We start from the raw sequence: 25,059 nt of genomic DNA, 5'->3' as shown, positions 1-25,059 counted from the left end.
ATCCTAATGTCGTGTTCTGGCTATTTACAGATGTCGTGTTTTTGACTGCTGGCATGCTGGACGGCTCGTTGAGTAAGCCCGGGAGCCGACCATGCAGCCAGCCGGATTCGACCTCGCCGGCACGAGCGACGATCGAATCGACTGAACGTCCTGCCAACGACGTTGCAGCGAAGGCAACACCGTGGTTCGCGAATCTGGCTTCCGGGACGAATCGCTACACGATACCGTTGTTACCGTTGTACTGAACGCTTACCCTTCAACGGAGCACATCATGCGATCGAGGATTTTATTTTCCGCGATTCTATGCACTTCAGCGGCACTAGCGGTCATCCCGGCGATCGCCAGCGCGGCGCCGTTCACCATCATGGTCGATGACCTCAGTCACGGGCATTTTACGAACGAACACGTGTACGGAGGCTTTGGCTGTCGCGGTCAGAACGTTTCGCCGCGAATTTCGTGGACTCACGTTCCGCGCGGCACGAAGAGCATCGTCGTCACAATTTTCGACCCCGATGCGCCGACCGGCGGGCTCGGCTGGACCCACTGGGAGATCGTCAATATTCCACCTTCGGAGTCGTCGATCGAAAAAGGCGCTTCCGGCAATCCGAAATTCCTGCCGGCGGGCGCTGTCGAGACGTTGACGGACTTTGGCGAATCCGGATACGGTGGGCCCTGCCCGCCTCCGGGGGCGTCGCATCGATATGTCGTGACGGCGTCGGCCTTGGACGTGGAAAAAATTGACGTGGCGCCGGCGGCGAGTCCTGCACTCGTCGCCTATCAGATGCACGGGAAAGTCATCGCTCAGGCGAAATACGTCGCCCGATATCGTCGCGCATTGACTCACGATTGATGGTTGTCATTACGCCAATGACATTCCACCATCACTAGAAATTGCGCGCCACGCCGACCATGAACATGTCCTGGTCCTTGTCGTTGCCGGTTGCGACACGATTGAAGCGCAAGCTCGCCGCCCACTCGTTCGTGATCCGATAGGCCACTTGCGCGCTGAGCAACGCATTGAGTCGTGTCGTGCCGGAAACGTCGTTCCGATCCCGCGAGAGATACGGACCGACGCCGGCCGAAAGCGTCCATTTGCTCGTGACCGGCGCGACGTACCAGAATTGCGCGGCCACGCCTCGTCGGCCGGCCACGCCATTGTTGCCTTCATAGATGAAGCTCGCCGAATAGGCCCACGCATTGCCGAGCGGCCGCTTGACTTCGACCATGTATCCTTTTTCGATCGGCACTCGAGGGCGGTTCGTCTGCGACGTCCCGGCCCAAACGCCGACCTGCGTCTTGCCGTCCGAAAACACCGGGCCAGGAGCGCCGCCGAAATCCGAGCCGATACCGAAGAGCACCGCGTCGGAATTGAATCCGCCAATCATCTGGACGTGGTTGTACTGCAGCTTGAGGAAGAAGCGGTTGGGAACGACGTAATACCGCACCGCTGCCGACGCACGCACGCCCCAGCGCTTTTCATTGCGTGGCTGGTCGTCGACATGTGTCGTGTCCATGCTGAAATACGGGCCCGCCGAAAATTCGAGTGCCATACGACTGCCGAGCGGCCAACGAAACGAACCCAACGCGGCGAAACCGTCACGGTGGTGATCCAGCGGATGCCCCTCGTTCAAATAGGCAAGATAGACGGAGAGGTAGTCATTCAAGACGTCGCCGAAGCCGACTTCGTACGCACGCCAATGCATGTCGCCGCCTTCGGTCGCGCGTCCGTCGCCATACACCGCATAGGCGTTGAGCGTTCTCTCCGATGATTTGGGCCCGCTCGGCGAGCTCGAAGGACCGTCCTCGGCGTGCGCGTGTACCGGGCACGCCAGTATTGTCAGACCAGCGATCGAGCTTGCGAGGACGAAGCGCGAACGGATGCGACGGCACGGTCCCATTTGGACACCCCCTCACCTTGGTCACCGCGATTTCGTGGAGAAGTTGATAGCGATTATAGGCGGCGTCCGGTCAGACGGCTGACGTGCATCGCATGCCGACATCGGGCAGGCGCATCGACGACGAAGCCATCGACGATGCAACCGCTCGCCTGCTCGCCCGTCGTTCCCGCGAGCCGCGCGACGATGTCGCAAACCGTTCGCAGAACGTGCGGCTGAAATGCGACATGTCGTTGATCCCCGCCGCAACGCGACGCCCCGTTTTTGTCTACATAGATCAGGCTCGTGTCGCCCTCTCCCGATCCCGCCAAACCGCTCATTCACCCTGCAACTACCACTACTGCCAGTACCTGCGCTGTCCCTGCCCCCTTAACCTTGTCGTCATCGCTGGCGCGCCGTCGACGGCCGCGCCGCTTCGACCGGAGACACGACAGATGCCATTCGACTGGACACAGGAACAGTACGCGACACGTGCGCGCTTTCGCGATATCGGCGCGGAGATCGCCGCGGCCGTGGAGCAGGACGGCCGCACGCCGGCCGAATTCGACGAGGCCGGCTGGACGCGGCTTGGGCACGAAGGACTGTGGGACATGATCGTGCCCGACACGTATGGCGGCGACGGTCACGGCTGGTGGCATTTTTCCGCGGCGCTCGAAGGGCTTGCGTCGTCGATCCGCCGCCCTGCGCTGCTGCTGTCGGTGATCGCGCAGGCCGGCATGGTGCGCGCACTCGAGCGCCACGGCACGGCGGCGCAGCAGGACCGCTATTTCGGCGCGATCCTGCGTGGCGAACTGAGCGCGACCGCGATTGCCGAGCCGGGCACCGGCACCGACGTGCGCAGCATCGCGACGACGCTCGCCGAGCACGGCGACGGCTACCGGCTGACCGGCAGCAAATTCAATATCGCGCATGCGCCGCTCGCGCGCTTCATTCTCGTCGTCACGCGCATCGAAACGCCGGGCCGGCGCAACACCGCGCTCGTCATCGTCGATCGCGATCAGCCGGGCATGACGGTGTCCCCGCCCGACCGCAAGCTCGGCCTCGAAGACCTGCCCACCGGCGCGCTGCATTTCGACGACTGTCCGATCACGCGCGGCCAGTTGCTCGGCGAACCGGGCGCCGGGCTCGGCAACCTGATCGACATCATCTCGCTCGGCCGTCTCTATTACGGCCTCGTCGCGGCGCAGGTGACGGCGCCCTATCTGCGCGATGCGATCGGCTATTGCCGCGAGCGACGCAGCTTCGACAGCACGATCGATGCCCACCAGTACGTGCAGCGCCGCCTCGTCGACCTGCAGATCGGCATCGAGCGCGGCACGTGGCTCGCGCGTGGCGCGCTCGCGCAGTTGCTGACGGATCACCCGCAGGCGTTGATGACGTGCTCGATCGCGAAGCTGGTCGGCGCGCAGGATCTCGTCGACGGCGCGATCGGTCTCGTGCGGCTGTACGGCAGCCTCGGCTATCAGGCCGGGCCCGTGGCCGCGTTCGCGGCGGACGCGCTGGGCTTCATGAGCGTCGGCGGCACCGAGGAAATGCATCGCAAGAACATCTTCAACCAGATGATGCGCGCCGGCTGAGTGCCCGCGCCATCGCCACGCGCACCCCGCGCCCTACAGGAAACCACGCATGACACCGACGAACCGACGCCCTTCCCGCCTGCGCCGCTCCTGGCTGTTTCTCGCCGGCGCCGATCACGATGCGCTCGTTGACGGCACCGCGAGCGGCGCGGATGTGCTGATCCAGGAACTCGAAACCTTTACGCCTCCCGACCGGCGCCCGGCCGCGCGCGAACTGAGCGAGCGGGTGCTCGCCGGTTGGCGCGACGCCGGCGTGCTGGCGTCCGTACGCGTGAATCCGCTCGACGCGGGCGGCATCGACGACCTGCGCGCCGCGATGCGCGGCCGCCCGGACATCGTGATGATGTCGTACGTCGCGACGCCCGAGCAGGTCGTCGCGCTCGACGAAGCCGTCACGCGTTTCGAGCGGGAATACGACATCGCGCCGGGCTCGACCGAACTGGTGCCGAACGTCGAGACGACGCTCGGCCTCGTGAACACGATGGCGATCGCACGCTCGAGCCCGCGCGTGTCGGCCGTGCTCGTCGCGACCGAGGACATGGTGGCCGACATGGGTGCCGAGCGCACCCGTGCGGGCCGCGAGCTCGACTACGTGCGCTCGCGTTTTCGCGTCGAATGCGCGGCGGTCGGCGTGACCGCGATCGACTGCCCGTACAGCTATGCCGACAACGAAGGCGCGGAGCTCGACATGCGCGTGTCGCGCGACCTCGGCTACCAGGCGAAAGCGATCGTCAACGCGCAGTTCGTGCCGGCCGTCAATCGCGTGCTGACGCCGACGGCCGATGAAGTCGCTCTCGCCCGCCGCGTGATCGACGCGTTCGATCACGCGCGGCGTACCTCCGGCGGCCGTCGTGTAGCCGCCGCCGTCGTCGACGGCTTCCTCGCGGAAGTCCCCGACTATCTCGCCGCGCATCGGCTGATCGCCCGCGCGACGCAATTCGGCATCGCATGAGTGTCGCCATGGATACGATCGCCACGCGCCTGAAGGCGCTGAAAACCCTCGCGCATGCCGCGCCGCACGTGCCGGCCGACCACTGGGCCGATACGCCGCACGCGCAGTTCGAACGCTGGCTCGACGAGGCCGTGACCGCGGGCGCGCTCGAACCGCAGGTGACGACGCTGTCGACGGTCCGCCCGGACGGACGGCCCGATGCACGTTCCGTCGTGCTGCTGAACCTCGACGCGCGCGGCTGGCATTTCGCGGCGAACGCACGCAGTCCGAAGGGGCGCCAGCTCGCGAACCTGCCGTTCGCGGCGCTGACGTTCTACTGGCCCGCGATCGCGAGCCAGATCCGGCTGAGCGGCCCGGTCGAGCGCTTGCCGGACGCCGAAGGCCATGCCGATTTCGCGAGCCGCCCCGAGCGGTCGCGCGCGAGCATCCTGGCCGGACGGCAAAGCGAACGGCTCGACGATCCGGCCGACCTGGCGCGTGCGATCGACGCGCAGCTCGAACGGCTGGCCGCCGATCCGGCGCTCGTGTCGGACGACTGGCACCTGTATACGCTGGCGCCGGACGACGTCGAGTTCTGGCGGGCCGACAGTTCGCGCCGTTTCGCGCGGCAGGCTTATCGCCGCGCCGGCGAGCGCTGGGAGCGGTGCGCGCTATGGCCGTGAAGCGTGACGAACCGCCGTCGCTGCCGCGCGACGGCATGCATGACCGCCTGCACGACGACACGCGGCTCGCGCACGCCGGCCGCGACAGCGCCGCATGGCACGGCTTCGTCAATCCGCCCGTCTACCATGCGTCGACCGTGCTCAGCCCGACGGTGTCGGATCTGCTGAACCGCACGCAGCCGTATATCTACGGCCGTCGCGGCACGCCGACGACGGACGCGCTCGAGCGCGCGGTGACGAGCCTCGAAGGCGGCGCCGGCGCGGTGCTGTGCCCGTCGGGCCTGTCCGCATGCACGCTCGCGCTGCTGTCGTGCCTGACACCCGGCGACCATCTGCTGATGACCGCATCGGTCTACGGCCCGGTGCGTCACGCATGCGAAGGCGTGCTGGCGCGGCTCGGCGTCGAGACGACGTGGTACGACGGCAGCACGCCCGTCGCGGCCGCGTTTCGTCCGAACACGCGCGCACTGTACGTCGAGGTGCCCGGCTCCTACACGTTCGACATGCACGACATCCCTGCCCTCGTGCGGCTCGCGCACGCGCACGGCGCGCAGGTCATCGCGGACAATAGCTGGGCCACGCCGCTGTTCTTTCAGCCGCATGCGTTCGGGATCGACGTGTCGATCCAGGCCGGCACCAAGTATCTGGTCGGGCACTCGGATGCGATGCTCGGCACGGTGTCGGCCAACGCGCGCGCGTGGCCCGCGCTGAAGCAACTGCACGGTGATCTCGGACTGTGCGCGGGCCCCGACGACGTCTATCTCGCGCTGCGCGGATTGCGCACGCTCGGCGTGCGGCTGCGGCAGCACCAGCGCAACGCGCTCGCCGTCGCGAGCTGGCTCGAGCGGCGTCCCGAGGTGCAGCGGGTGCTGTATCCGGCATTGCCGGGCGACGACGGCCACGCGCTGTGGCGCCGCGATTTCCGCGGCGCGTCGGGGCTGTTCTCGATCGTGCTGCAGCCCGCGCCCGCGCATGCGATCGACGCGTTTCTCGATCACCTGACGCTGTTCGGGCTCGGCTATTCGTGGGGCGGCTACGAGAGCCTCGCGCTGCCGTTCGAGCTGGACGCGCACGGCCTCGCGGCGCGCTGGCCGTCCGGTAGCCGCGGCGTGCGCCTGCACATCGGGCTCGAGGATGCGGACGACCTGATCGCCGATCTTGCGGCGGGCCTCGACCGCTATGCGGCATGCGCGTCGATCGCCGCTTGCGAGGATGCCGCGCGATGCTGACCGTCTGGGGCCGCCGCACGTCGTTCAACGTGCAGAAGGTGTTGTGGCTCATCGGCGAGCTCGGCCTGCCTTACCGGCATATTGCGGTCGGCGGCGAGCATGGCTCGCTGCAGACGCCCGCGTTCGCGGCGCTGAATCCGACCTGCCGAATTCCGGTGATCGACTGGGACGGCGACGTCGTGTGGGAGTCGCACACGATCCTGCGCTATCTTGCCGCGCGCGTGCCGAACAATCCGTTCTGGTGCCGCGACACGTTCGCCCGCTCGCGCGCGGAGCGCTGGATGGACTGGTCGCAGACCGCGCTCGAACCCGACGTGATGACCGGCTTGTTCTGGGCGCTCGTGCGAACGCCGCCGGAGCGGCGCGACGAGGCGATCGTGCTCGACAAGGCCGCGCGCAGCGCGACGCATTACCGGCTGCTCGACCGGCTGCTGTCGACCCAGCCGTTTCTCGGTGGCGCGTCGCCGGGCCTGGCCGACATTCCGGCCGGTGCGACGCTGTTCCGCTATTTCTCGCTCGACGTCGAGCGGCCGCCGTTGCCGCACGTCGAGGCCTGGTACGCCCGCCTGTGCCGACGGCCCGCCTATCGCGAACAGGTGATGGTGTCGTTCGACGCGTTGCGCGGCCAGCCGGGCTGACCTTCTACCGACCACCCGACATGACGCACTTAGCCCTTCGTCCGATCCTGATCGTGCTGCATCGCGAACAGTCGAGCCCCGGCCGGATCGGCCGGCTGCTCGCCGCCCGCGGCCATCCACTCGACATCCGCCGCCCGCCGCTCGGCGATCCGTTGCCGGCGACGCTCGCCGACCATGCGGGCGCCGTGGTGTTCGGCGGGCCGATGAGCGCCAACGACGGCGATCGCTGGATCCGCGACGAGATCGACTGGATCGGTGTGCCGCTGCGCGAGGCGGCGCCGTTTCTCGGCGTCTGCCTCGGCGCGCAGATGATGATTCGCCATCTGGGGGGGCGCGTGAATACGCATCGCGACGGGCGCGCGGAAATCGGCTACTGGCCGATCGCCGCGACGCCGGCCGGCCGTCGGCTCGGTTCATGGCCGTCGCACGTGTACCAGTGGCATCGCGAAGGCTTCGAGCGCGTGGCCGGGCTCGAGATCCTCGCGACCGGCGAGCATTTCGAGAACCAGGCCGTCCGTTACGGGCCGCGCGCGTACGGTGTCCAGTTCCATCCGGAAGTGAGCTATTCGATGATGCGGCGCTGGAGCACGGCGGCCGCGCACAAGCTGACGGTGCCCGGCGCGCAGGACCTGGCGACGCAGGCCAGCGAAGGCTGCCGGCACGACCGCGCGACGGCCGCGTGGCTCAGCGCGTTTCTCGACCGCTGGCTCGACGAGACGCCGGCGTCAGGTCGGCACCGTCACGTCGGAGATGCTGATCAGCCCCCACTCGACCGCGCGCAGCACGGCTTCGTGCCGACGTGACACGTTGAACTTGCGGCGGATGTTCATGAAGTGGAAGTTGATGCACGACTCGGTCACGTTCAGGATGTGGCCGATTTCCCACGAGGTCTTGCCGGCCGCATGCCAGCGCAGGCACTCGACCTCCCGCCGGCTGAGGCGCGGCACGCTGTCGGGCGGTGCGTGGCAGCGTGTGCCGGCGATCGCTTCGCAGGCGATGTCGCGCAACAGCGTGAGCGCCGCCAGATGCCGGTCGCAGCGCTCGCACGTGGCGGCGAGATCGTCCGCGCTCGCGCACGACAGCATGCCGACCTCCCCCTTCGGGCCGCGCACGGGCAGCACGACGCCGCTGCGCATGCCGTACGCGGCCGCCGCTTCGTAGCATGGCCGTTGCTCGGGCAGCCCGAACAGCGCGCCGTCCCAGACGAGCGGCAGCGCCGAACGGAAGCAATGCTGCAGCATCGGGTCGATGCGGTCGAACTGCCGCTGCCGGTACAGCGCCGTCCAGCCCGGCACGCCGCTGCTCCACTTGCGCGCGAGATCGAACGACGCGCCGGCGAACGGCAACACGATCAGCACGACCTTGTCGAACCCCATGCCGGCGGCCGCGTCGGTCATTCGCTGCCATGACGCGTCCGTGTCGCCGGGTACCAACCATTTCAGACAATCCAGTCCTTTCATACAGGCCACCCCGTTTAATTGTTGGAATCTGCAATCAGGCGGACTTGCGCAACCGGTTCGAGGCGTTGCGCGCGAACGGGCCGCGCTAGACCGCCTCCGTCAAGCGTCGCCGACCGGCCTGCTTCGCGTCGTCGAGCGAAGCCGTCACGTCGAACGGAATCCCGAACGCCTTTTCGATGCCGGCCGCGTTGGCGATGGCCGCTTCGCGCTCGCGCGGGTCCGGTTCGACCGACACGAGCGCGCGGCAGACCGCGGCGAGCGCGGCGCGGTTCTGCTTGAGCCACATGCCGCGTTCCTTGCGGTCGTCGTGCTGCTCGTCGGGCCGGGCCGGCGGAAAGATCATGACAAACGGCTCGCCGTGCCGCATCAGCGCGTGCATGTCGTCGAGCCAGCGCTGCGCGTAGCCGGCGGATGCGATTGCATCGTTGCGCACGACGACGAGCGGAAATTCCGTGACGTCGAACACGGCGAGCGCCGCCAGTGCGGACGGCGCGTTTTCAGCGTGGTGGGTAGGCATCGGGTCAATCTCCATCGAATTGAACAGCATGGGTTGGAACGGGCCGCGCGGCGCCCGTTTCATCGTTTCGCGGCGGCGCCGGGGCCGAATGGCGGGCGGGCGAGCCACACCACCGCGATCACCGCGAGATACACGCAGCCGAGCGCGAACGACACGTCGTTGAACGAAATCTGGTAGGCCTGAGCGTCGACCAGGTTGCCGAGCAGCGTCGCCGCGCGTTGCGGATCGCCGCCGCCGAGTTGCGCGAGTTCGGCGCGAACGGCCGGATCGAACTTGCTCAGGTGCTCGCTGAGCTGCGCGTGATGCAGGATCGCGCGCCGGTCCCACAGGAACGACGTGATCGACACGGCGAAGCTCGCGCCGAGCGTGCGCAGGAACGTGGACAAGCCGGAGCCCGCGGCGATCTCGTCCGGCTTCAGGTCGGACAGCAGGATGCTGTTGATCGGCATGATGAACAGCGCGAGGCCAAGGCCCTGCAGCAGCTGGATCAGCGCGATGTGCGTGAAGTCGACGTCGGGCACGAAGCCCGCGCGCAGGAACGACGACGTGCCGAGGATCGCGAACGCGCAGCACACGAGCACGCGCATGTTGAAGCGCGGTGCGTACTTGCCCATGAACGGCGTCATCAGCACGGGGATCACACCCATCGGCGCGACGGCCAGCCCCGCCCAGAACGCCGTATAGCCGAGCGTGCGCTGCAACCACTGCGGCACGATCACGTTGACCGCGAAGAACGCCGAGTACGCGAGCACGAGCGTTAGCGTGCCGGCCGCGAAGTTGCGATGCTTGAACAGCCGCAGGTTCACGATCGGGTTCGGCTCGTTGAGCTCCCAGATCAGGAACAGCGCGATCCCGAACGCGGCGACCACCGACATCACGACGATGAACGTCGAGTTGAACCAGTCGGCTTCGTTGCCCTTGTCGAGCACGATCTGCAGCGCGCCGACGCCGACCACGAGCGCCGCGAGACCGACATAGTCGACGCGCGCGGCAACCGTCGTCTCGACGCGCGCGCGCATCTGCGCGAACACGCACATCGCGGCGAACACGCCGATCGGCAGATTGATCAGGAACGCCCAGCGCCACGAGTAATGTTCCGTCACCCAGCCGCCGAACACGGGGCCCGCGATCGGCGCGACGACGGTCACCATCGCGATCATCGACAGCGCGAAGCCGCGCCGCTGCGGCGGGTAGATCGACAGCATCAGCGCCTGGGTGGTCGGGATCATCGGCCCGGCCACGAGGCCCTGCAGCGCGCGGAATGCGACGAGCTGCGGCAGGTTTTGCGCAAGGCCGCACAGCAGCGACGCGAACGTGAACGCCAGCGTCGCCCATACGAACAGCCGGACCTGCCCGACGCGCTTCACGAGAAACCCGGTCAGCGGCAACGCGATCGCATTGCTGACCGAGAACGTCGTGACGACCCATGCGCTCTGCGTCGTGCTGACGCCGAAGTTGCCGGCGATCGTCGGCAGCGACACGTTCGCGACGGTGCCGTCAAGCACTTGCATGAACACCGCGAGGGCGAGGCCGAACGTCGTCAGCGCGACGCTCGACGGACGAAAGCCGGCGTCGGCGGCCGGCATCGGGCCGCTCATCGCACACGCTCCGCATGCACGGCCGCCGGCAGGTTCGCATGCACGACGTCGGCGATCAGGCTGTCGGCGCGCGCGAGCTCGTCGCGGTACACGTCGGTCCGGAACACCGGCGCATCCTGCGCGCGATGCGACAGCATCGCACCGCTGCGGTCGTGCTGGTCGACGCGCGCATGCATCGACAGGCCGATGCGCAGCGGATGCGCGTCGAGTTGCGACGGGTCCGTCAGTTCGATGCGCACCGGCAAGCGCTGCACGATCTTGATCCAGTTGCCGGTCGCGTTCTGCGCGGGCAGCAGCGAGAACGCGCTGCCGGTGCCGACGCCGAGGCTCTGCACGCGGCCCGTATAACGCACGGCGTCGCCGTACAGGTCGGCGGTCAGCTCGACCGGTTGGCCGATCCGCATGTGTTCGAGCTGCTTTTCGGTGAAGTTCGCGTCGACCCACAGCTCGCGCAGCGGCACGACCGCGAGCAGCGGCACGCCCGGCGACACGCGCTGCCCGACCTGCACCGTGCGCTTCGCGACATAGCCGGTGACGGGCGCGACGATGTCGGTGCGCGCACGGGCCAGGTAGGCGGCGCGCAGCCGCGACGCCGCGGCCTGGACGTCGGGATGCGACGCGACCGCGGTGTCGTCGACGAGCGCCTTGCTCGTCTGGTGCTGTTCGGTCAACGTCGCGAGCGCGCTTTGCGCGGCGGCGTACGCGCTTTGCGCGGACGTCAGCGTGTCGAGCGCATGCGCGAGCTCCTCGCGCGAGATCGCGCCGGAGCGGCCGAGATCCTCGCGGCGCCGATAGTCGGCTTTCGCCTTGTCGAGCGCGGTGCGCCGGGCGTCGAGGTCGGCGCGCGCGCCGTCGATGCTGTTCGCGAGCCCGCGCTCGTTGCTGTACAGGCCGCGCACCTTGCGCACCGTGGCCGCGAGGTCGGCTTGCGCGGCCGCGAGCGCGATCTGCGCGTCGCTCGCGTCGAGACGGACGAGCGGCGTGCCGGCGCGAACGAGGTTGCCGTCGTCCGCGTCGATCGACACGACGGTGCCCGTCACCTGCGGCGTCAATTCGACGACGTTGCCTTGCGCGTACGCGTTGTCGGTGGACTCGTACCAGCGGCCGACGATCCCGTACCAGATGCCCCAGCCGACGATGCCGAGCGCGAACACGGCGACGAGCGCGCGCACGAGGTGCTTGCGTCGTGCGGGCGGCGGCGTGGCCGGTGCGGCGCCGCCCGGCGCCGGTTGCGTGCGGGCGTCCGACCCGCCCGGCGCGCGCGGCGCACCGGTGTGGTCGGCCGACGGGGGCTGGCGGGCGCTGGCGGGATCGGCGGTTGCGGGCCGCGCGGGAGTCTGCAGGGTGTTGTCGCTGCTCATGGTTCGATGTCAAGGACGGTGGGAAGGAGTGGCGGCGAGCGCGACGTCGTCCGGCTCGGCATGGAAGCCGCCGCCGAGCGCGGCGACGAGCTGCAGCGACTGGTCCGCGCGCTGGGCGCGCAACGCGGCGACTTCGCGACTCGCGATCAACAGCTGCTGGCGCACGACGAGCGCGTCGAGGTAGCTGCCGACGCCGGCCCGGTAGCGCGCGTCCGCGAGCCGCCATGCATCGGTGGCGGCGTCGAACGCGCGCTGCTGCGCGTCGGCCTGCACCGCGAGCGAATGCAGCCGGTGCAGATCGTCGGCCACCTCGCCGATCGCGCCGATCAGCGTCTTGTTGTAGCCGGCGACCGCGACGTCGTATTGCGCGTCGCGCTTGCGCAGCACGCCGCGCCGTTCGCCGCCGTCGAAGATCGGCAGGCTCACGGCCGGGCTGACGTTGTAGGTGCGCGAGGCGGCCTGGAACAGCGATGCGCCGCCGCGCGTCGCGAGACCGATCAGCGCGGTGAGACTCACGTCGGGCAGGAAGTCCGCGCGGGCGGCCGCGACGTTGCGGCTCGCGGCTTCCACCCGCCAGCGTGCGGCGACGAGATCGGCGCGCCGGCCGAGCAGCGCGGCCGGCAGGTCGGCCGGCACCGCGAGCGCGGCGGTGGGCAGCGGCGCGGGCCGCACGAGCGCGAGGCCGCGATCGGGGCCTGCGCCGAGCAGGATCGCGAGCGCGATGCGCGCGCTGTCGATCGCCTGCGCCGCGCGTGCCTGCTCGCGTATCGCGGCCGCGACTTCGCTTTCGGCCTGGCGCTGCTGCGCGACGTTGTCGATGCCTTTCGTGACACGCTGACGCGTCAGCGACAGCGCTTCGTCGGCGCGATCGTATTCGGCGCGCGCGACGTCCTGCTGATCGAACGCATAGGCGAGATTCACGTAGGCGCGCGCGACGTTGACGGACAGCAGCACGCGCGCGGCCCGTGCATCGATCTGCGCGGCCCGTGCTTCGCCGAGCGCGGCTTCCCACGCGGCGCGGCGGCCGCCCCACAGATCGAGATCCCAGCTCAGGCCGAGATTGATCTCGCGCGTGTGGCTGAAGACACCGCCGCCCTCGCCCGTCGAGAACTGCGTGGCGGACGTGCGTTCCCCTTTCGCGCCGGCGCGGCCGACGAGGTGCGGCAGCCGGGCGGCCTGCGCTTCGATCACGAGCGCCTGCGCTTCGCGCGCACGCGCATCGGCGGTCGCGAGATCGGGATTGCCGGCAAGCGCTTCGTCGATCAGCGCATTCAGCTGCGCATCGTTCAGCGCAGCCCACCAGTCGGCGGCTGGCCAGTCGGCGGCCGGCGCATGCGCGAGGCTGCGCGATGCGGCGAGCGTATCGGCGCCGCGCAGCGTGCCGGCGGGCGTGAGCCCGTCGCGGCTCGCGCAGGCGCCGAGCATGGCGAGCACGACGGCGACGGCCATTCGCGACAGGACGCGCGGCGCGACGGCATCGCGCGGCGGCGGAGCAAGTACTGCATGCATCGCATTCCTCGGATTCGTTTGAGTTTGAATACGACACGCATTGTTGGACGCTCCCCGGCAAAGCTGATAATGTTGTTTAGACAAAAAATAATGAAATCCGGCCATGCCCATCCGAGACACCTCTCCCGCCCGCGCGGCGCAACGCGCCGACGCCGATCCGAGCGAACGCGCGGACGGCCCATCGCTGATCGCCGTCTGGGGCGAGGACGACGGCAGCAACACCTACCAGCTCGGCACGCGCGAGGTCGACTGGCACAGCCATCTGCGCGGTCAGGTGTTCTGCGTCGAAAGCGGGTTCGCGCACGTGCGCACGCCGCACGGTTCGTGGCTGCTGCCGCCGCATCGCGCGGGCTGGATTCCGCCGGGCGAGCAGCACAAGGTCAGCATCAGCGGTGCGCTGAGCGGCTGGAGCGTCGTGATCGCACCGGCCGCGAGCCGCCGGATGCCCGACCAGCCGTGCGTGATCGCGATCAGCGAACTGATGCGCGCGCTCGTGCGGCGCGCGGTGTCGTGGGCCGACCAGGACCGGCTCGACCTCGAGCAGGCGCGCATGAGCGTCGTGCTGCTCGACGAGATGCGCCGCGCGCCGCACGAACCGCTGCACTTGCCGATGCCGCGCGACCGGCGGTTGCTGCGGATCGCCAACGCGATCCTCGGGCAGCCGCACGACAGCCGGACGCTCGACGCGTGGGCCGAATGGGCCGGGCTGTCCGCCCGCACGCTGAGCCGGCTGTTCGTCGCGGAAACCGGCACGAGCTTCGCGCAGTGGCGGCAGCAGGCGCGGCTCACGCATGCGCTCGAACGTCTGGCGAACGGCGACAGCGTCGCCAACATCGCGGACGCGCTCGGCTATGCGACGCCGAGCAATTTCATCGCGATGTTCCGCCGCGCGTTCGGCGATTCGCCCGCGCATTACTTCGCGAAGCGCAAGCAGCCGTAATGCCGTGCGGCATCGCCCGGCCCCCTATCACCCCTGCCAGTACTGCGCGCGCATCGACGTCGCTATAGTCGCCGTGCGACCGGCCGGTCGGTCGCCCAATGTGACCTGTGGAGGATGTCGATGTCGAACGCCGTCGGATCGGACAACACGCCGATCGTCTCCGAGCAGCAGCTCGCCGATCATCTGGCCGCCGGCTGCAAGCCGGCCGCGCAGTTCCGGATCGGTACCGAGCACGAGAAATTCGTCGTTTCCCACGCGACGCACGCGGCTGCGCGTTATGAAGGACCGTCCGGCATCGCCGAGGTGCTGGCGCGGCTGCGCGGCGACGGGACGCCGATCGTCGATGCCGGGCAGACCGTCGGCGTGATCCAGCGCGACGGCGCCGCGATCTCGCTCGAACCGGCCGGCCAGCTCGAACTGTCGGGTGCGCCGCTCGATACGCTGCACGATACGCACACCGAACTGCATGCGCACCTCGCCGCGGCCCGTGCGGCATGCGATCCGCTCGGCCTGCGCTGCGTGCCGCTCGGTTTTCACCCTCACCTGTCGCGCGACGCGCTGCCGTGGATGCCGAAGCAGCGCTACGCGATCATGCGGCGCTACATGCCGCGCGTCGGCACGCGCGGGCTCGACATGATGCAGCGCACGTGCACCGTGCAGGTCAACCTCGATTTCGCGTCGGAAAGCGACATGGCGCGCAAGCTGCGCGTGTCGCTCGCGTTGCAGCCGGTCGCGACCGCGCTGTTCGCGAATTCGCCGTTCCGCGACGGCCGCCCGTCGGGCTTGCTGTCGACGCGCGCCGACACGTGGCTCGATACCGACGCGGATCGCTGCGGCGTGCCGGCGCTGTTCCTGTCGCGCAGCTTCGGCTTCGAGCGCTACGTGAGCTGGCTGCTCGACAACGTGCCGATGTACTTCGTACGGCGCGGCGATCGCTATGCGGACGCGACCGGGCACACGTTCCGCGATTTTCTGCGGCGGCGCATTCCGCATCTCGAAGGCGAGATGCCGACGCTGGGCGATTTCGCGGACCATCTGACCACGGTGTTCACCGAGGTGCGGCTGAAGCGCTATCTCGAGATGCGCGGCGCCGATGCCGGCTCGCCGGACATGATGGTCGCGCTGTCCGCGTTCTGGACCGGCCTGCTGTACGATCCGGCCGCGCTGTCGGAAGCCGAGACGCTGGCTGCCGAGATCGATCGCGGCACGCTGCTCGCGCTGCGTCGCGACGTGCCGCGTACCGGGCTCGACACGCCGGCCGACGGCCGGTCGTTACGCGCGGTGGCGGCCGATGCGCTCGCGATCGCGCATCGCGGCCTGCGCGCGCGGGCGCGCAACGATGCGGCCGGACGCGACGAATCGATGTATCTCGCGCCGCTCGACGAAATCGTCGCCGGCGCGCCGACCCAGGCCGAACACTGGCTGGCCCGCTATCGCGATGCGTGGGCCGGCGACGCGACGCGGATCCATGACGAAGCCGCCATCTGAGCGCGTCGCGCCGGGCCGCTCACGCGCAGCAGGCAAGCAGCGGCTCGTGCGCGAACTCGGCGCCGAGCGGCAGCGCATGGCCGCGTCGCCGGGTACGCACGGCGTGCGCGAGCGTCTCGAACAGCTGCGCGGTATCGGCGAACGACAGGCACGCGTCCGTGATGCTCTGCCCGTAGCGCAGCGGCACGCCCGGCACGAGATCCTGCCGCCCTTCGATCAGGTGCGACTCGATCAGCACGCCGACGATGCGCGTATCGCCGGCCGCTACCTGCGCGGCGACTTCCGCGCCGACGGCGAGCTGGTTCCGGTACTGGCGTCGGCTGTTGCCGTGACTGACGTCGATCATCACGCGCGGGGCGACGTGCGCGGCCGTCATCCGCTCGCAGGCGGCATGCACGGCGGCCGCGTCGAAGTTCGGCTCGCGCCCGCCGCGCAGCACGACGTGCGTATGCGGATTGCCGGGCGACGCGCTCGCGCATAGCCGGCCGTCGGCATCGATCGACAGGAATCGGTGCGCGTGCGCCGCCGCGCGCATCGCATCGACGGCGACCTGGACATTGCCGTCGGTGCCGTTCTTGAAGCCGATCGGAATCGGCAGCGACGACGCCAGCTCGCGATGCACCTGCGACTCCACGGTGCGCGCGCCGATCGCGCCCCAGGCGACCAGATCGGCCAGGTAGCGCGGCGACAGCGGATCGAGAAACTCGGTCGCGGCCGGCATCTCCGCGCCGTTGAGGTCGCACAGCAGCGCGCGGGCCGTCTGCAGCCCGACGTCGATCCGGTCGCTGCCGTCGAGCAGCGGATCGTTGATCAGCCCCTTCCAGCCGACCGTCGTGCGCGGCTTCTCGAAGTACACGCGCATCACGATTTCCAGCTCGTCCGCGAAGCGCGCGCGTTGCAGCGCGAGCCGTGCCGCGTAGTCGCGTGCGGCGTCGGGATCGTGTATCGAGCACGGGCCGGCGATGACCACGAGCCGGTCGTCCGCGCCATCGAGCACGTCGACGATCGCGCGGCGGGTCGTGTGAACGGTGCGCGACGCGCGCCACGCCGGCGGCAGTGCGCCGGCCAGATCCGCAGGGGACGGCAAGCGCGACACGGCGTCGCGGTTTGTCGTCCAGGCGTTTGCATGCATGGGGACTGCCCTCCTGTCGATAATGAACGGGATTTTTTCACTACAGCGCGACTGTATTGAATGGCGCTTTCTACGCGCAACTAACATATTTATCAGTTTCTAATTCATAACTTTATGAATGAGAAGAATAAGAGTCGGATTCGATAATCGAGGAACCCGGTGCGTGTACGTTTGCGGCGTGTGGAACCGCATATTCATTGGGTTTCATTCGAAAATGGGGATGTGATTTCGCAGAGGGGACTGCAGGCTGATGCGACTTTCCGCCGCGCGTCGCTATTCGTTCTGATAGTGGCGGCCCGATAGTCGTTCGATTAATTTTCGGATGCCCGAGGGCCATTCGGGCTCGAAAATATAAATCAACCCAGTCATTGCGGAGAGTCACCATGTCGAAACGACATTACGAAACCCCTATTCACGTCAAGTATCGCGATACGGATTCGATGGGGCATGTGAGCAGCCCCGTCTATTACGACTACCTGCAGCATTCGTATCTCTGCTACATGTTCGACCTGCTCGGCCTGCCCCGCAGCGAGAAACTGCCGCACATCATGGTGAAGACGCAGTGCGAGTACCTCGCGCCCGCGCAATTCGGCGACAACCTGACCATCCGCTCGAGCATCGTGCGCTTCGGCAGCAAGAGCTTCGATCTCGAACACCTGATGGAGCGCGACGACCAGACCATCGTCGCGCGGGGCGTGTCGACGCACGTGATGTTCGATTACGCGAACAACACGACGCTGCCCGTGCCCGACGAATTCAAGACGCGCGTGCTCGAATTCCAGGGGTCGCTGTGATGCGTGCGCACCCATTCGGGGGCGACACGTGAGCTGCGCGGTGGCGCGCGCCCGGCGCCGGATCGGCGCGATCGTGGAGCGGCGGGACGATCGCGCGATCGTGATCGTCCGGCATGCGGCGCAGGCCTTGCTCGGGCCGGCTGCGCTCGAGCGGCACCGTGCGCTCGCGTATCGCCACGAGGACGAGCTGGAGGTGCTGCTGCAGCCGTGCGGTGGCGCGCACGACGGCGTGCGGACGCTGCTCGGCCGGCTGCGGGACGCCGGCGTGGCCGTCGCGCTCGACGCGGCGACGGTCACGCACGATGCGTCGCTGCTCGAATTCGCGAGCTGGGTCACACGGTGTACGACGACGCCCGACGGCTCGGCGATGGCACGCGACGACGCGGCCGTGCCGGGCGGTGCGCTGCTCTCCGGGCTGGTCGTGCGATGGCGCGATCTGCACGACAGGTGGCGACGGCCCGACCGCGACGCGGGGCCCGAACGCACGCCGCGAACCATTGCGGCGGATGCGGCCGAACACATCGCGGCCGGCGATCCGGACGAGCCGATACTCGGCGCGCTGCTCGACGCCGATGACGCGTCGACCGGCGCGGCGCTCGACACGCTGTCGGACGCAGTGCGCGCGCGACGGATCTGTCTGGCGACGCGGGCGCGCTGGCCGCTCGCGCGACGGTTATGAACACCGCCGTAGCGACGGCCGGCGGGCGCGCGTTTCTGGTCGGCATGATGGGCGCGGGCAAGTCGACGCTTGGCCGCGCGCTCGCGGCGTCGCTCGGCTGGTCGTTCGCCGACAGCGACGACGAGATCGAGCGGCGCATGGGGCGCTCGGTCGCCGCGCTGTTCGACCGGGTGGGCGAAGGCGGCTTTCGGCTGCTCGAAGCGCAGATCGTCGACGAGCTGACGCAGCGCGCGAACGTGGTCGTGGCGACCGGCGGAGGCGCGGTTCTGAATCCGCGCACCCGCGCACGCCTGAGCGAACGCGGCAGCGTGATCTATCTGCATGCGGACCCCGATGTGCTGTGGCGGCGTACGCGCGACGACGCGCGGTGTCGGCCGCTGCTGCAGGCGGGCGAGCCGCGGCAGACGCTCGCCGCGCTGTACCGGATGCGTGACCCGCTGTATCGCGAATGCGCGCACGCGCTGGTGGACACGACCGCACACGACGTCTCGCGCGCAACGGCGGAGGTGTTGACGGTGCTGTTTGCGCGGATGAGCGCGCCGGCGTGATGGCGCATTCAGTTCCCTGCCCTTCGAATCGAGCGCACGTTCGGTGGCCCGCGCGTTTTTGAAACGGCGAGTTTGGTTTGCCAACAGTGCTATTGTGATAAGAAAAGTTATCTGGATAGATGCATTGTTTTATCCAACTGCATGTTCCGCGACAGAAGGTTCAGGTCATCAAACCACCGGGAAATCGGTTCCGTCGCGAGCGCTCGCCACGTTTCGACATTCGCGCGCGGCGATCACCTTGCCGAGCGTCCGAACCCTATCGGCCAAGAACCAGAGCGGCGAAACCGCATCGTCCACTGGGCAGCCGTGGTTCATTGGGGGCGAAATCGCCTGAAAAGCCTTGCCAGGAAAGGCGCTGCCCGTTTCAGATACATTGAAATACAAAATATCGCATACGATTTAATCGAATACGCTTGACGCAAGCGGCAGCCAGGCGGAAACTGCGTCGCATGCGATCGAATCGCATCTGACACAAACCTCAACTGACGGAGCAAATGATGAGCAAGATCGACAAAGTGCTGTACACGGGCAAGACGCATACGACTTCCGGCGGCCGCGACGGCGCGGCGCGCAGCTCCGACGGCCGCCTCGACATCCAGTTGTCGTCGCCGGGCAGCGCCGGCACCGGCACCAACCCGGAACAGCTGTTCGCGGCCGGCTGGTCGGCCTGCTTCATCGGCGCGATGCAGCTTGCGGCGCGTGCCGAGAAGGTGACGCTGCCGGCCGATCTCGCGGTCGACGCCGAAGTCGATCTTGGCACGGCGGGCAACGCGTACTTCCTGCAGGCCCGGTTGAACGTGAGCGTGCCGGGGCTCGAACGCGACGTCGCGCAACGCATCGTCGACACCGCACACCAGACCTGCCCGTATTCGAAGGCGACGCGCGGCAACATCGACGTCGAGATCCGGATCGCCTGAACGTTGCATCGGGCGGCCGAACGCCGCCTTCTCGAATTCCCGATTCCTTTTCTATCGAGGTGAAAAATGAAGACTCAATTGATCGCTGCGCTGCTCGTCGCTGTTTCGTCTGCCGTTGCCGCTCCGGCGTTTGCCAATGAGTCCGCCGTGACGCGTGCGCAGGTGCGCGCCGAACTCGCGCAGCTTCAACACGTCGGCTATCCGCTGAACCGCGCGACCGACGCCACCTACCCGAACGATCTGCAGGCCGCGCTGACGCAGATCCACGCCGACGATGCCGTCGCGGCCAACGCACAGGCTGCCGGCTACGGCAGCAACGGCGACACCGCGACGCAATCCGGCCGCCGCTATGTCGCCAGCGTGGCCGAGCGCTCCGTGTACTTCGGTCACTGAGTACCCCACCGGTACGTGAACCGCGAGTCCTTTTATTCCTGATGCCATTTTTTCGAGGTGAATGATGAAAACCCCATTGATCGCTGCCCTTCTCGTCGCCGTTTCCGCTTCCGTCGCCGCACCGGCGTTTGCCGACGCAGGCGTCGTGTCCCGCGCGCAAGTACGCGCCGAGCTCGTCCAGCTTGAACAAGTCGGCTATCGGCCGGGCCGCGCGAACGATCCGCATTACCCGGCCGACCTGCAGGCCGCGTTGACGCGCATTCATGCGAACGATGCGGTGGCGGCCGATACGTCGGCATCCGGTTACGGCATCGATGCCGCAGCCGCGACGCAGTCGGGCAGCCGGCCGGCGACGCGTATTGCCGAACGCTCGATCTACTTCGGCCATTGAACGAACACGCGAACGACGCCGATGGCCGGCGTGCGGTGCGCTTCCCGAATTCCTTTTCTATCGAGGTGAAAAATGAAAACCCAACTGATTGCCGCCCTTCTCGTTGCCGTGTCGGCCACCGTCGCCGCGCCGGTTTTTGCAAGCGAAAGCACCGTCACCCGTGCGCAGGTGCGTGCGGAACTGGCCGCGTTGCAGCAAGCCGGCTACCAGCCGAATCGCCCCAACGATCCGAACTACCCGGACAATATCCAGGCGGCGCTGAAACGGATTCGGGACGACGGCGCCGTCGCGGCCGACACGAAGACAGCCGGTTACGGCAACGACGCCGGCGGCGCCTCGCAGTCCGGCAGCCGAAACACGCTGCGCACCGCCGAGCGCTCGATCTATTTCGGACATTGAGCGCGGTACGGCGAATTCGGTCGCCGAAGTCCCCCATATAAAGCGCATGCGATGTAATCGCATGCGCTTTTTTCATGTTGCGCGGATCTGCGTTGACGGAGCTACCTGCCCGGCCCATCCAGGATTATTCTGTGCGGCCCCCATCTTCCATCAAGGAGCCGCCGATGCCGGACGCGATGACCGCAAACACGACAGGCGATGCGCACGTGCTCGACCGGGTCGTCTGGAATGCGCTCACGGGCAGGCAGCGCCGTTTTGCGCTCGGCGACGGCCGTGCGCTGCGGTTCCCGACGGCCATCGCGCCGTTCGCCGCGATCGACGACACGAGCCCGGCGTCGTTGGACGCACTGCGCGCGCTGATCGCCGCACACGGGCCGGCGGCGCTCGTTACGCCGAACGAAATCGAGCCGCCGGCGGGATTGTCGGTGATCCGGCGCGCGACGTTGCTTCAGATGACTTGCGAACGGACGTTCGAGCCGGCCCCCGAATCGGAGCATGTTCCGCTCGGCGAAGCCGACGTGCCGGACATGCTCGCGCTGACCGCCGCCGCGCAGCCGGGCCCGTTCGGCCCGCGCACGTTCGAGCTCGGCCACTACATCGGCGTGCGCCGTGACGGCCGGCTGGCCGCGATGGCCGGCGAGCGGATGCAGGTGGACGGATATACCGAGATCAGCGCCGTCTGCGTGGATGCCGCGTTTCGGCGGCAAGGGCTGGCGGCGCGGCTGATCCGGTCGCTGATCGCGACGATCGGTGCGCGTTCGCAAACGCCTTTCCTGCACGTCCTCACGACGAACCAGGTGGCGATCGAGCGCTATCTCGCGCTCGGTTTCGTCGTCCGTCGCGAGATGCACCTGCGGGTGCTGGACGATGCGCGCGCATGACCGAGCGGCCGGCGCGATACCCGCGTCGGCCGCTTGTCGCGCCTGAGTGTTTTTATGCGTCGGTCGAGCGGATCAGGTTGCCGCGCAGCGTGACGATCGCCTTCTGCACCTTCGCGAACTCGTCCGGCTTCAGCCCGGTCGCTTCGACCAGGTTCATGTCGAGCCCTTTCTCGCGCACGCGGCGGCCGCTTTTCGTCAGGCTGACGAGCACCTGGCGCTCGTCGGACGGATCGCGGTGCCGCTCCAGATAGCCCATTGCCTCGAGCTTCTTCAGGATCGGCGTCAGCGTATTGGATTCGAGGAACAGCTTCTCGCCGAGTTGGCCGACGGTCTGGTTGTCCTGCTCCCACAGCGCGATGATCGTGATGTATTGCGTATACGTGAGGCCGAGCTCGTCGAGGATCGGCTTGTACGCCTTGCCGAACGCGAGGTTCGCCGAGTAGATCGCAAAGCACAGGAACTCGGACAGCTTCGGCGCGGCAGGCGACGGGGTTTCGGTCGGTTTCATGGACTTCCTCCAGCGACACGAACGGTCGCAGACAATCGCATTATATATCGCATGCGATCTTATCGGAAGCATGATAATCGGGGGCGATCGGCCGACGCGCCGCGCGCTCAGCCCGGCTTGCGGCGCTTGCCGGTTTGCTGACGGCTCACCGACAGCAACGTGCACTGCACCGGATGCGCGATTTCGGTCGCGAGCCCGCCCGCGGCAAACAGCAGGATCATCAGCCAGCGTTTCATGCGTCCTCCACGACCGACAGGCTCGCGCCATCGGCGACCGCCGCGTCGAGCGCATACGGATCGACGCCGTCGAGGCAACCGAGATTGACGCGCCAGCAGGCCGGATCCTTGCGGGTCTGGTGGAACGGATAGACGCCGCAGCCGCTGCAGAAGTAGTGACGCGCGGTGTGCGTGTTGAAGCGATAGCACGTCAGTGCGTCCTCGCCTTCGATGACGCTCAGATTGGCGGCGGCGAACATCGGGCTCATCAACGCGCCGCGTCGGCGGCACAGACTGCAGTTGCAGCGAATGGCCGGCGCAATCGCCGTCGTGACTTCGAATTTGACGGCCCCGCAATGGCAGGACCCCTTGAACCAGGTTGCAGACATGATGGACTCCGGAAGAGGTCATGCCTGCTTTATAGCGAACCCGCGCGCGGGCGGTGTATCGCACTGTATCGGTAGTCGGCGCGGATACAGGACATTGCAAATCTACCGCGCGCGGCGACAGGTATCGCATTTCCGGTTTCATCCCTAGAATCGGCGTCATGGTTTTCCCGGGCCAAGGGATCGCGCGGGTGCGCATCGTTTTCGATATGCACCCGCCCGCCACGCAGGCTGCAACGGCCTGCCGCGCGAATCTGGCCACCGCGCGCGCCCCACCCTTTCTGCTCAGGAAAGGAGGCTTGAGACATCCTCAATTATCACGTGCCGCCGATTTGCCCACCATGTATCGGACGATCGGCGCAACCCGCATGGCAGACGCTTGCGCGAGCCCGGCGATGCCTGTCGTCGCGCCGGGCGGCCGACGTGTTACGCGGGTCGCGAACGGCCAGAGCCCGCAACACCGCATATCGATAATCAGGAGACACGATGAACAGCCAATCCCTCGACCTCGACGGCCACGCGGGCAAACCCGCGTCCGCCCGCCCGCCGGCCGCCTCCGCAGGCGCCGGCGTCGACACGGCGGCCCTCCCCGGCCGCCGCGTCACGCTCGGCGATTTCATGGACGATCTGCCGGTCGGTGCGTTGCATCGATTCGTCGTCTGGGTGATCGGCATCGGGTTGTTCTTCGACATGTACGAGATCTTTCTCGTCAGTACGATCGGCTCCGCGTTGCAGCACGAATACGGGCTGAGCCGACAAAGCGCCGATTTCAAGCTGTTGCTGGCGTCCGCGTTCATCGGCATGTTCGTCGGCGCGATGTGCCTGGGCAGCCTGGCCGACCGTATCGGCCGACGCAAGGCGTTCCTGCTCACGCTCGGGTGGTACAGCGCGTTCTCGCTGGTCGGCGCGTTTTCGGTGAACGCCGACATGCTTGTGGCCTGCCGTTTCCTGACCGGCATCGGCGTCGGCGCGATCTATCCGGTTGCCGACAGCTTCCTGTCCGAAATCCTGCCGAAGGACAAGCGCGGCCGGCTCGCCGCGTGGGCCTATACGACTTCGTATGTCGCGGTGCCGCTCGTCGGCTTTCTCGCGCTGTGGCTGAACCCGCTGCATGTGGCGGGCGTCGCCGGCTGGCGCATCATTCTCGCGATCGGCAGCCTCGGCGCCGTGTACGTGCTGTTCGTCCAGCACCGGCTGCCGGAAAGCCCGCGCTGGCTGCTCGCGCAAGGCCGCACGGCCGAGGCGCACGCGGCGCTGCGGCGCTTTGCGGAAAGCGCCGGCGTGCGCGCGCCCGAACACTTCGCGGAACCGGCCGAGCCGCAGCGGCCGCTCGGGCTCGGCGAGCGCATCGCGCTGCTGCGCCGCCAACCGTATGGCGCGCGCTACCTGATGCTGGCGATCTTTCACCTGTTCCAGGGCTTCGGCTATTACGGATTCGGTACGCTGGCCGGCACGGTCGTGAAGAGTCGCGGTTTCGACGTGACGGACAGCACGCTGTTCATCGCGCTATCGTTCATCGGCTATCCGATCGGCTCGCTGCTGTCGATTCCGCTGCTCAACTGGATCGAGCGCCGCACGCTCGTGATCGTGTCGATCCTGTCGATCGCGGTGTTCGGGCTGTGCTTCGCGTATTCGGGCAATACCGTGCTGATCGTCGGCTTCGGATTCCTGACGACGTGCGCGTCGAACGTGTTCAGCAACGCGTATCACGTGTATCAGGCCGAGATCTTCCCGGCACGCGTACGCTCGACGGCGATCGGGAGCACCTATGCGCTGTCGCGCATCGTCAGCGGCGCGCTGCCGTTCGTGTTGCTGCCGGTGCTCGTCAACTACGGCGCGGGCGCGATGTTCGGCGTGATCTCGGCCGCGCTCGGCGTCGTCGCCGTCACGCTGCGCGTGCTGGGGCCGCTGACCACGCGGCGCAGCCAGGATGAGATCAATCCGGTTTGACGCGGCAGTCGGCACGGAGCGCACGGGCGCATGCCCGTGC

At 67.8% G+C, this 25,059-nt stretch carries 29 protein-coding genes; 18 read left to right on the top strand and 11 right to left on the bottom strand.

Annotated features, from left to right (window positions below):
* The first annotated feature begins 271 nt into the window (after nucleotides 1-271).
* Nucleotides 272-850, top strand: a complete 579-nt coding sequence (locus tag JYG37_RS10680) for a YbhB/YbcL family Raf kinase inhibitor-like protein (protein ID WP_060733857.1) — start codon at nucleotides 272-274, stop codon at nucleotides 848-850.
* 34 nt (nucleotides 851-884) lie between these two features.
* Here the strand turns inward: JYG37_RS10680 and JYG37_RS10675 are convergent, their stop codons facing one another.
* Together JYG37_RS10675 and JYG37_RS10670 are read right to left on the bottom strand one after the other, a co-directional pair.
* The gene (locus JYG37_RS10675) at nucleotides 885-1,898 is read right to left on the bottom strand and encodes a hypothetical protein (protein WP_089488454.1); all 1,014 of its coding nucleotides are present in this window, start codon (nucleotides 1,896-1,898) and stop codon (nucleotides 885-887) included.
* Between the two features lie 53 nt (nucleotides 1,899-1,951).
* On the bottom strand, nucleotides 1,952-2,215 hold the full coding sequence (locus JYG37_RS10670; protein ID WP_124630372.1) for a hypothetical protein: 264 nt from the start codon (nucleotides 2,213-2,215) through the stop codon (nucleotides 1,952-1,954).
* Between the two features lie 114 nt (nucleotides 2,216-2,329).
* Here JYG37_RS10670 and JYG37_RS10665 point away from each other — a divergent pair, with 114 nt between their 5' ends.
* The 6 genes from JYG37_RS10665 to JYG37_RS10640 are packed head-to-tail and all read left to right on the top strand — an operon-like array spanning nucleotide 2,330 to nucleotide 7,756.
* Nucleotides 2,330-3,472 carry an acyl-CoA dehydrogenase family protein gene (locus JYG37_RS10665; protein ID WP_124630373.1) on the top strand — a complete coding sequence of 381 codons (1,143 nt, stop codon included), beginning with the start codon at nucleotides 2,330-2,332 and terminating at the stop codon, nucleotides 3,470-3,472.
* Between the two features lie 49 nt (nucleotides 3,473-3,521).
* On the top strand, nucleotides 3,522-4,424 hold the full coding sequence (locus JYG37_RS10660) for an HpcH/HpaI aldolase/citrate lyase family protein (RefSeq protein ID WP_050012680.1): 903 nt from the start codon (nucleotides 3,522-3,524) through the stop codon (nucleotides 4,422-4,424).
* 8 nt (nucleotides 4,425-4,432) lie between these two features.
* A complete protein-coding gene (locus tag JYG37_RS10655) occupies nucleotides 4,433-5,086 on the top strand; it encodes a pyridoxine/pyridoxamine 5'-phosphate oxidase (RefSeq protein ID WP_050012679.1) in 654 nt (217 codons plus the stop codon).
* Between the two features lie 35 nt (nucleotides 5,087-5,121).
* Nucleotides 5,122-6,315: a cystathionine beta-lyase gene (gene metC, locus JYG37_RS10650; RefSeq protein WP_050012701.1), complete on the top strand. Its 1,194-nt coding sequence runs from the start codon at nucleotides 5,122-5,124 to the stop codon at nucleotides 6,313-6,315.
* A complete protein-coding gene (locus JYG37_RS10645) occupies nucleotides 6,309-6,953 on the top strand; it encodes a glutathione S-transferase family protein (RefSeq protein WP_050012677.1) in 645 nt (214 codons plus the stop codon). Before metC ends, JYG37_RS10645 begins: the two co-directional genes overlap by 7 nt.
* Nucleotides 6,954-6,973: 20 nt before the next feature.
* Nucleotides 6,974-7,756 (top strand): glutamine amidotransferase, encoded by a 783-nt coding sequence (locus JYG37_RS10640; RefSeq protein ID WP_124640231.1) that lies wholly within the window; start codon nucleotides 6,974-6,976, stop codon nucleotides 7,754-7,756.
* Here JYG37_RS10640 and JYG37_RS10635 read toward each other — a convergent pair.
* From JYG37_RS10635 to JYG37_RS10615, 5 genes are all read right to left on the bottom strand, one after another.
* Entirely contained in the window at nucleotides 7,679-8,413 is a 735-nt protein-coding gene (locus tag JYG37_RS10635; protein ID WP_124593092.1) for an autoinducer binding domain-containing protein, read from the bottom strand. The two genes, JYG37_RS10640 and JYG37_RS10635, sit on opposite strands and share 78 nt — an antisense overlap.
* A gap of 85 nt (nucleotides 8,414-8,498) precedes the next feature.
* Nucleotides 8,499-8,930, bottom strand: a complete 432-nt coding sequence (locus JYG37_RS10630) for a hypothetical protein (RefSeq protein WP_050012700.1) — start codon at nucleotides 8,928-8,930, stop codon at nucleotides 8,499-8,501.
* A gap of 59 nt (nucleotides 8,931-8,989) precedes the next feature.
* Nucleotides 8,990-10,528: a DHA2 family efflux MFS transporter permease subunit gene (locus JYG37_RS10625; RefSeq protein ID WP_089488453.1), complete on the bottom strand. Its 1,539-nt coding sequence runs from the start codon at nucleotides 10,526-10,528 to the stop codon at nucleotides 8,990-8,992.
* A complete protein-coding gene (locus JYG37_RS10620; RefSeq protein ID WP_080334193.1) occupies nucleotides 10,525-11,889 on the bottom strand; it encodes an HlyD family secretion protein in 1,365 nt (454 codons plus the stop codon). Before JYG37_RS10620 ends, JYG37_RS10625 begins: the two co-directional genes overlap by 4 nt.
* Before the next feature lie 9 nt (nucleotides 11,890-11,898).
* Nucleotides 11,899-13,398, bottom strand: coding sequence for an efflux transporter outer membrane subunit (locus JYG37_RS10615; RefSeq protein WP_124593094.1), 1,500 nt, complete (start codon nucleotides 13,396-13,398; stop codon nucleotides 11,899-11,901).
* Between the two features lie 103 nt (nucleotides 13,399-13,501).
* Here JYG37_RS10615 and JYG37_RS10610 point away from each other — a divergent pair, with 103 nt between their 5' ends.
* Both JYG37_RS10610 and JYG37_RS10605 read left to right on the top strand, forming a co-directional pair.
* Nucleotides 13,502-14,338 (top strand): AraC family transcriptional regulator, encoded by an 837-nt coding sequence (locus tag JYG37_RS10610; protein WP_050012673.1) that lies wholly within the window; start codon nucleotides 13,502-13,504, stop codon nucleotides 14,336-14,338.
* A gap of 120 nt (nucleotides 14,339-14,458) precedes the next feature.
* Nucleotides 14,459-15,826, top strand: a complete 1,368-nt coding sequence (locus JYG37_RS10605) for a glutamate--cysteine ligase (protein ID WP_089488653.1) — start codon at nucleotides 14,459-14,461, stop codon at nucleotides 15,824-15,826.
* Nucleotides 15,827-15,845: 19 nt separating this feature from the next.
* Here JYG37_RS10605 and JYG37_RS10600 read toward each other — a convergent pair whose 3' ends face one another.
* Nucleotides 15,846-16,958, bottom strand: coding sequence for a 3-deoxy-7-phosphoheptulonate synthase (locus JYG37_RS10600; protein ID WP_060733859.1), 1,113 nt, complete (start codon nucleotides 16,956-16,958; stop codon nucleotides 15,846-15,848).
* Between the two features lie 383 nt (nucleotides 16,959-17,341).
* On the opposite strand from JYG37_RS10600, the gene JYG37_RS10595 reads away from it, so the two are divergent.
* The 8 genes from JYG37_RS10595 (at nucleotide 17,342) to JYG37_RS10560 (ending at nucleotide 21,960) form a co-directional block, all read left to right on the top strand.
* Nucleotides 17,342-17,752 (top strand): acyl-CoA thioesterase, encoded by a 411-nt coding sequence (locus tag JYG37_RS10595; RefSeq protein ID WP_050012672.1) that lies wholly within the window; start codon nucleotides 17,342-17,344, stop codon nucleotides 17,750-17,752.
* A 40-nt stretch (nucleotides 17,753-17,792) separates the two neighbouring features.
* Nucleotides 17,793-18,431: a hypothetical protein gene (locus JYG37_RS10590; RefSeq protein WP_050012671.1), complete on the top strand. Its 639-nt coding sequence runs from the start codon at nucleotides 17,793-17,795 to the stop codon at nucleotides 18,429-18,431.
* Entirely contained in the window at nucleotides 18,428-18,979 is a 552-nt protein-coding gene (locus JYG37_RS10585; RefSeq protein WP_050012670.1) for a shikimate kinase, read from the top strand. Before JYG37_RS10590 ends, JYG37_RS10585 begins: the two co-directional genes overlap by 4 nt.
* 497 nt (nucleotides 18,980-19,476) lie before the next feature.
* Nucleotides 19,477-19,896 carry an organic hydroperoxide resistance protein gene (locus JYG37_RS10580; RefSeq protein WP_050012697.1) on the top strand — a complete coding sequence of 140 codons (420 nt, stop codon included), beginning with the start codon at nucleotides 19,477-19,479 and terminating at the stop codon, nucleotides 19,894-19,896.
* A gap of 66 nt (nucleotides 19,897-19,962) precedes the next feature.
* Nucleotides 19,963-20,289, top strand: a complete 327-nt coding sequence (locus tag JYG37_RS10575) for a DUF4148 domain-containing protein (protein ID WP_089488450.1) — start codon at nucleotides 19,963-19,965, stop codon at nucleotides 20,287-20,289.
* A gap of 64 nt (nucleotides 20,290-20,353) precedes the next feature.
* Nucleotides 20,354-20,680 (top strand): DUF4148 domain-containing protein, encoded by a 327-nt coding sequence (locus JYG37_RS10570; protein ID WP_213345386.1) that lies wholly within the window; start codon nucleotides 20,354-20,356, stop codon nucleotides 20,678-20,680.
* Between the two features lie 72 nt (nucleotides 20,681-20,752).
* Entirely contained in the window at nucleotides 20,753-21,079 is a 327-nt protein-coding gene (locus tag JYG37_RS10565) for a DUF4148 domain-containing protein (protein ID WP_050012666.1), read from the top strand.
* 164 nt (nucleotides 21,080-21,243) lie between these two features.
* Entirely contained in the window at nucleotides 21,244-21,960 is a 717-nt protein-coding gene (locus tag JYG37_RS10560; RefSeq protein WP_124630379.1) for a GNAT family N-acetyltransferase, read from the top strand.
* A 52-nt stretch (nucleotides 21,961-22,012) separates the two neighbouring features.
* Here the strand turns inward: JYG37_RS10560 and JYG37_RS10555 are convergent, their stop codons facing one another.
* The 3 genes from JYG37_RS10555 to JYG37_RS10550 form a co-directional block, all read right to left on the bottom strand.
* On the bottom strand, nucleotides 22,013-22,468 hold the full coding sequence (locus tag JYG37_RS10555) for a MarR family winged helix-turn-helix transcriptional regulator (RefSeq protein ID WP_050012664.1): 456 nt from the start codon (nucleotides 22,466-22,468) through the stop codon (nucleotides 22,013-22,015).
* A 107-nt stretch (nucleotides 22,469-22,575) separates the two neighbouring features.
* Nucleotides 22,576-22,704 carry a hypothetical protein gene (locus tag JYG37_RS34975; protein ID WP_256122098.1) on the bottom strand — a complete coding sequence of 43 codons (129 nt, stop codon included), beginning with the start codon at nucleotides 22,702-22,704 and terminating at the stop codon, nucleotides 22,576-22,578.
* Complete coding sequence (locus tag JYG37_RS10550; RefSeq protein ID WP_050012663.1) at nucleotides 22,701-23,072, bottom strand: GFA family protein; 372 nt, start codon at nucleotides 23,070-23,072, stop codon at nucleotides 22,701-22,703. Before JYG37_RS10550 ends, JYG37_RS34975 begins: the two co-directional genes overlap by 4 nt.
* A 483-nt stretch (nucleotides 23,073-23,555) precedes the next feature.
* On the opposite strand from JYG37_RS10550, the gene JYG37_RS10545 reads away from it, so the two are divergent.
* Nucleotides 23,556-25,019: an MFS transporter gene (locus JYG37_RS10545; protein WP_213345385.1), complete on the top strand. Its 1,464-nt coding sequence runs from the start codon at nucleotides 23,556-23,558 to the stop codon at nucleotides 25,017-25,019.
* The last annotated feature ends 40 nt before the right edge of the window (nucleotides 25,020-25,059 follow it).

It is taken from the genome of Burkholderia sp. LAS2 (assembly GCF_018417615.1).
Classification (GTDB): Bacteria; Pseudomonadota; Gammaproteobacteria; order Burkholderiales; family Burkholderiaceae; genus Burkholderia; species Burkholderia sola.
Note: the sequence above shows the minus strand (reverse complement) of the source record. Positions and strands in the feature narration are given on the sequence as shown.

Excerpts from the sequence above, each read along its gene's own strand:
- JYG37_RS10595 (WP_050012672.1), top strand. The coding sequence starts at position 17,342 with ATGTCGAAACGACATTACGAAACCCCTATTCACGTCAAGTATCGCGAT.
- JYG37_RS10615 (WP_124593094.1), bottom strand. The coding sequence starts at position 13,398 with ATGCATGCAGTACTTGCTCCGCCGCCGCGCGATGCCGTCGCGCCGCGC.
- JYG37_RS10680 (WP_060733857.1), top strand. The coding sequence starts at position 272 with ATGCGATCGAGGATTTTATTTTCCGCGATTCTATGCACTTCAGCGGCA.
- JYG37_RS10655 (WP_050012679.1), top strand. The coding sequence starts at position 4,433 with ATGGATACGATCGCCACGCGCCTGAAGGCGCTGAAAACCCTCGCGCAT.
- JYG37_RS10660 (WP_050012680.1), top strand. The coding sequence starts at position 3,522 with ATGACACCGACGAACCGACGCCCTTCCCGCCTGCGCCGCTCCTGGCTG.
- JYG37_RS10635 (WP_124593092.1), bottom strand. The coding sequence starts at position 8,413 with ATGAAAGGACTGGATTGTCTGAAATGGTTGGTACCCGGCGACACGGAC.
- JYG37_RS10570 (WP_213345386.1), top strand. The coding sequence starts at position 20,354 with ATGAAAACCCCATTGATCGCTGCCCTTCTCGTCGCCGTTTCCGCTTCC.
- JYG37_RS10665 (WP_124630373.1), top strand. The coding sequence starts at position 2,330 with ATGCCATTCGACTGGACACAGGAACAGTACGCGACACGTGCGCGCTTT.
- JYG37_RS10580 (WP_050012697.1), top strand. The coding sequence starts at position 19,477 with ATGAGCAAGATCGACAAAGTGCTGTACACGGGCAAGACGCATACGACT.
- JYG37_RS10675 (WP_089488454.1), bottom strand. The coding sequence starts at position 1,898 with ATGGGACCGTGCCGTCGCATCCGTTCGCGCTTCGTCCTCGCAAGCTCG.
- metC (WP_050012701.1), top strand. The coding sequence starts at position 5,122 with ATGCATGACCGCCTGCACGACGACACGCGGCTCGCGCACGCCGGCCGC.
- JYG37_RS10640 (WP_124640231.1), top strand. The coding sequence starts at position 6,974 with ATGACGCACTTAGCCCTTCGTCCGATCCTGATCGTGCTGCATCGCGAA.
- JYG37_RS10550 (WP_050012663.1), bottom strand. The coding sequence starts at position 23,072 with ATGTCTGCAACCTGGTTCAAGGGGTCCTGCCATTGCGGGGCCGTCAAA.
- JYG37_RS10630 (WP_050012700.1), bottom strand. The coding sequence starts at position 8,930 with ATGCCTACCCACCACGCTGAAAACGCGCCGTCCGCACTGGCGGCGCTC.
- JYG37_RS10605 (WP_089488653.1), top strand. The coding sequence starts at position 14,459 with ATGTCGAACGCCGTCGGATCGGACAACACGCCGATCGTCTCCGAGCAG.
- JYG37_RS10670 (WP_124630372.1), bottom strand. The coding sequence starts at position 2,215 with ATGAGCGGTTTGGCGGGATCGGGAGAGGGCGACACGAGCCTGATCTAT.
- JYG37_RS10585 (WP_050012670.1), top strand. The coding sequence starts at position 18,428 with ATGAACACCGCCGTAGCGACGGCCGGCGGGCGCGCGTTTCTGGTCGGC.
- JYG37_RS10565 (WP_050012666.1), top strand. The coding sequence starts at position 20,753 with ATGAAAACCCAACTGATTGCCGCCCTTCTCGTTGCCGTGTCGGCCACC.
- JYG37_RS10575 (WP_089488450.1), top strand. The coding sequence starts at position 19,963 with ATGAAGACTCAATTGATCGCTGCGCTGCTCGTCGCTGTTTCGTCTGCC.
- JYG37_RS10610 (WP_050012673.1), top strand. The coding sequence starts at position 13,502 with ATGCCCATCCGAGACACCTCTCCCGCCCGCGCGGCGCAACGCGCCGAC.
- JYG37_RS10560 (WP_124630379.1), top strand. The coding sequence starts at position 21,244 with ATGCCGGACGCGATGACCGCAAACACGACAGGCGATGCGCACGTGCTC.
- JYG37_RS10600 (WP_060733859.1), bottom strand. The coding sequence starts at position 16,958 with ATGCATGCAAACGCCTGGACGACAAACCGCGACGCCGTGTCGCGCTTG.
- JYG37_RS10625 (WP_089488453.1), bottom strand. The coding sequence starts at position 10,528 with ATGAGCGGCCCGATGCCGGCCGCCGACGCCGGCTTTCGTCCGTCGAGC.
- JYG37_RS10545 (WP_213345385.1), top strand. The coding sequence starts at position 23,556 with ATGAACAGCCAATCCCTCGACCTCGACGGCCACGCGGGCAAACCCGCG.
- JYG37_RS10645 (WP_050012677.1), top strand. The coding sequence starts at position 6,309 with ATGCTGACCGTCTGGGGCCGCCGCACGTCGTTCAACGTGCAGAAGGTG.
- JYG37_RS34975 (WP_256122098.1), bottom strand. The coding sequence starts at position 22,704 with ATGAAACGCTGGCTGATGATCCTGCTGTTTGCCGCGGGCGGGCTCGCG.
- JYG37_RS10555 (WP_050012664.1), bottom strand. The coding sequence starts at position 22,468 with ATGAAACCGACCGAAACCCCGTCGCCTGCCGCGCCGAAGCTGTCCGAG.
- JYG37_RS10620 (WP_080334193.1), bottom strand. The coding sequence starts at position 11,889 with ATGAGCAGCGACAACACCCTGCAGACTCCCGCGCGGCCCGCAACCGCC.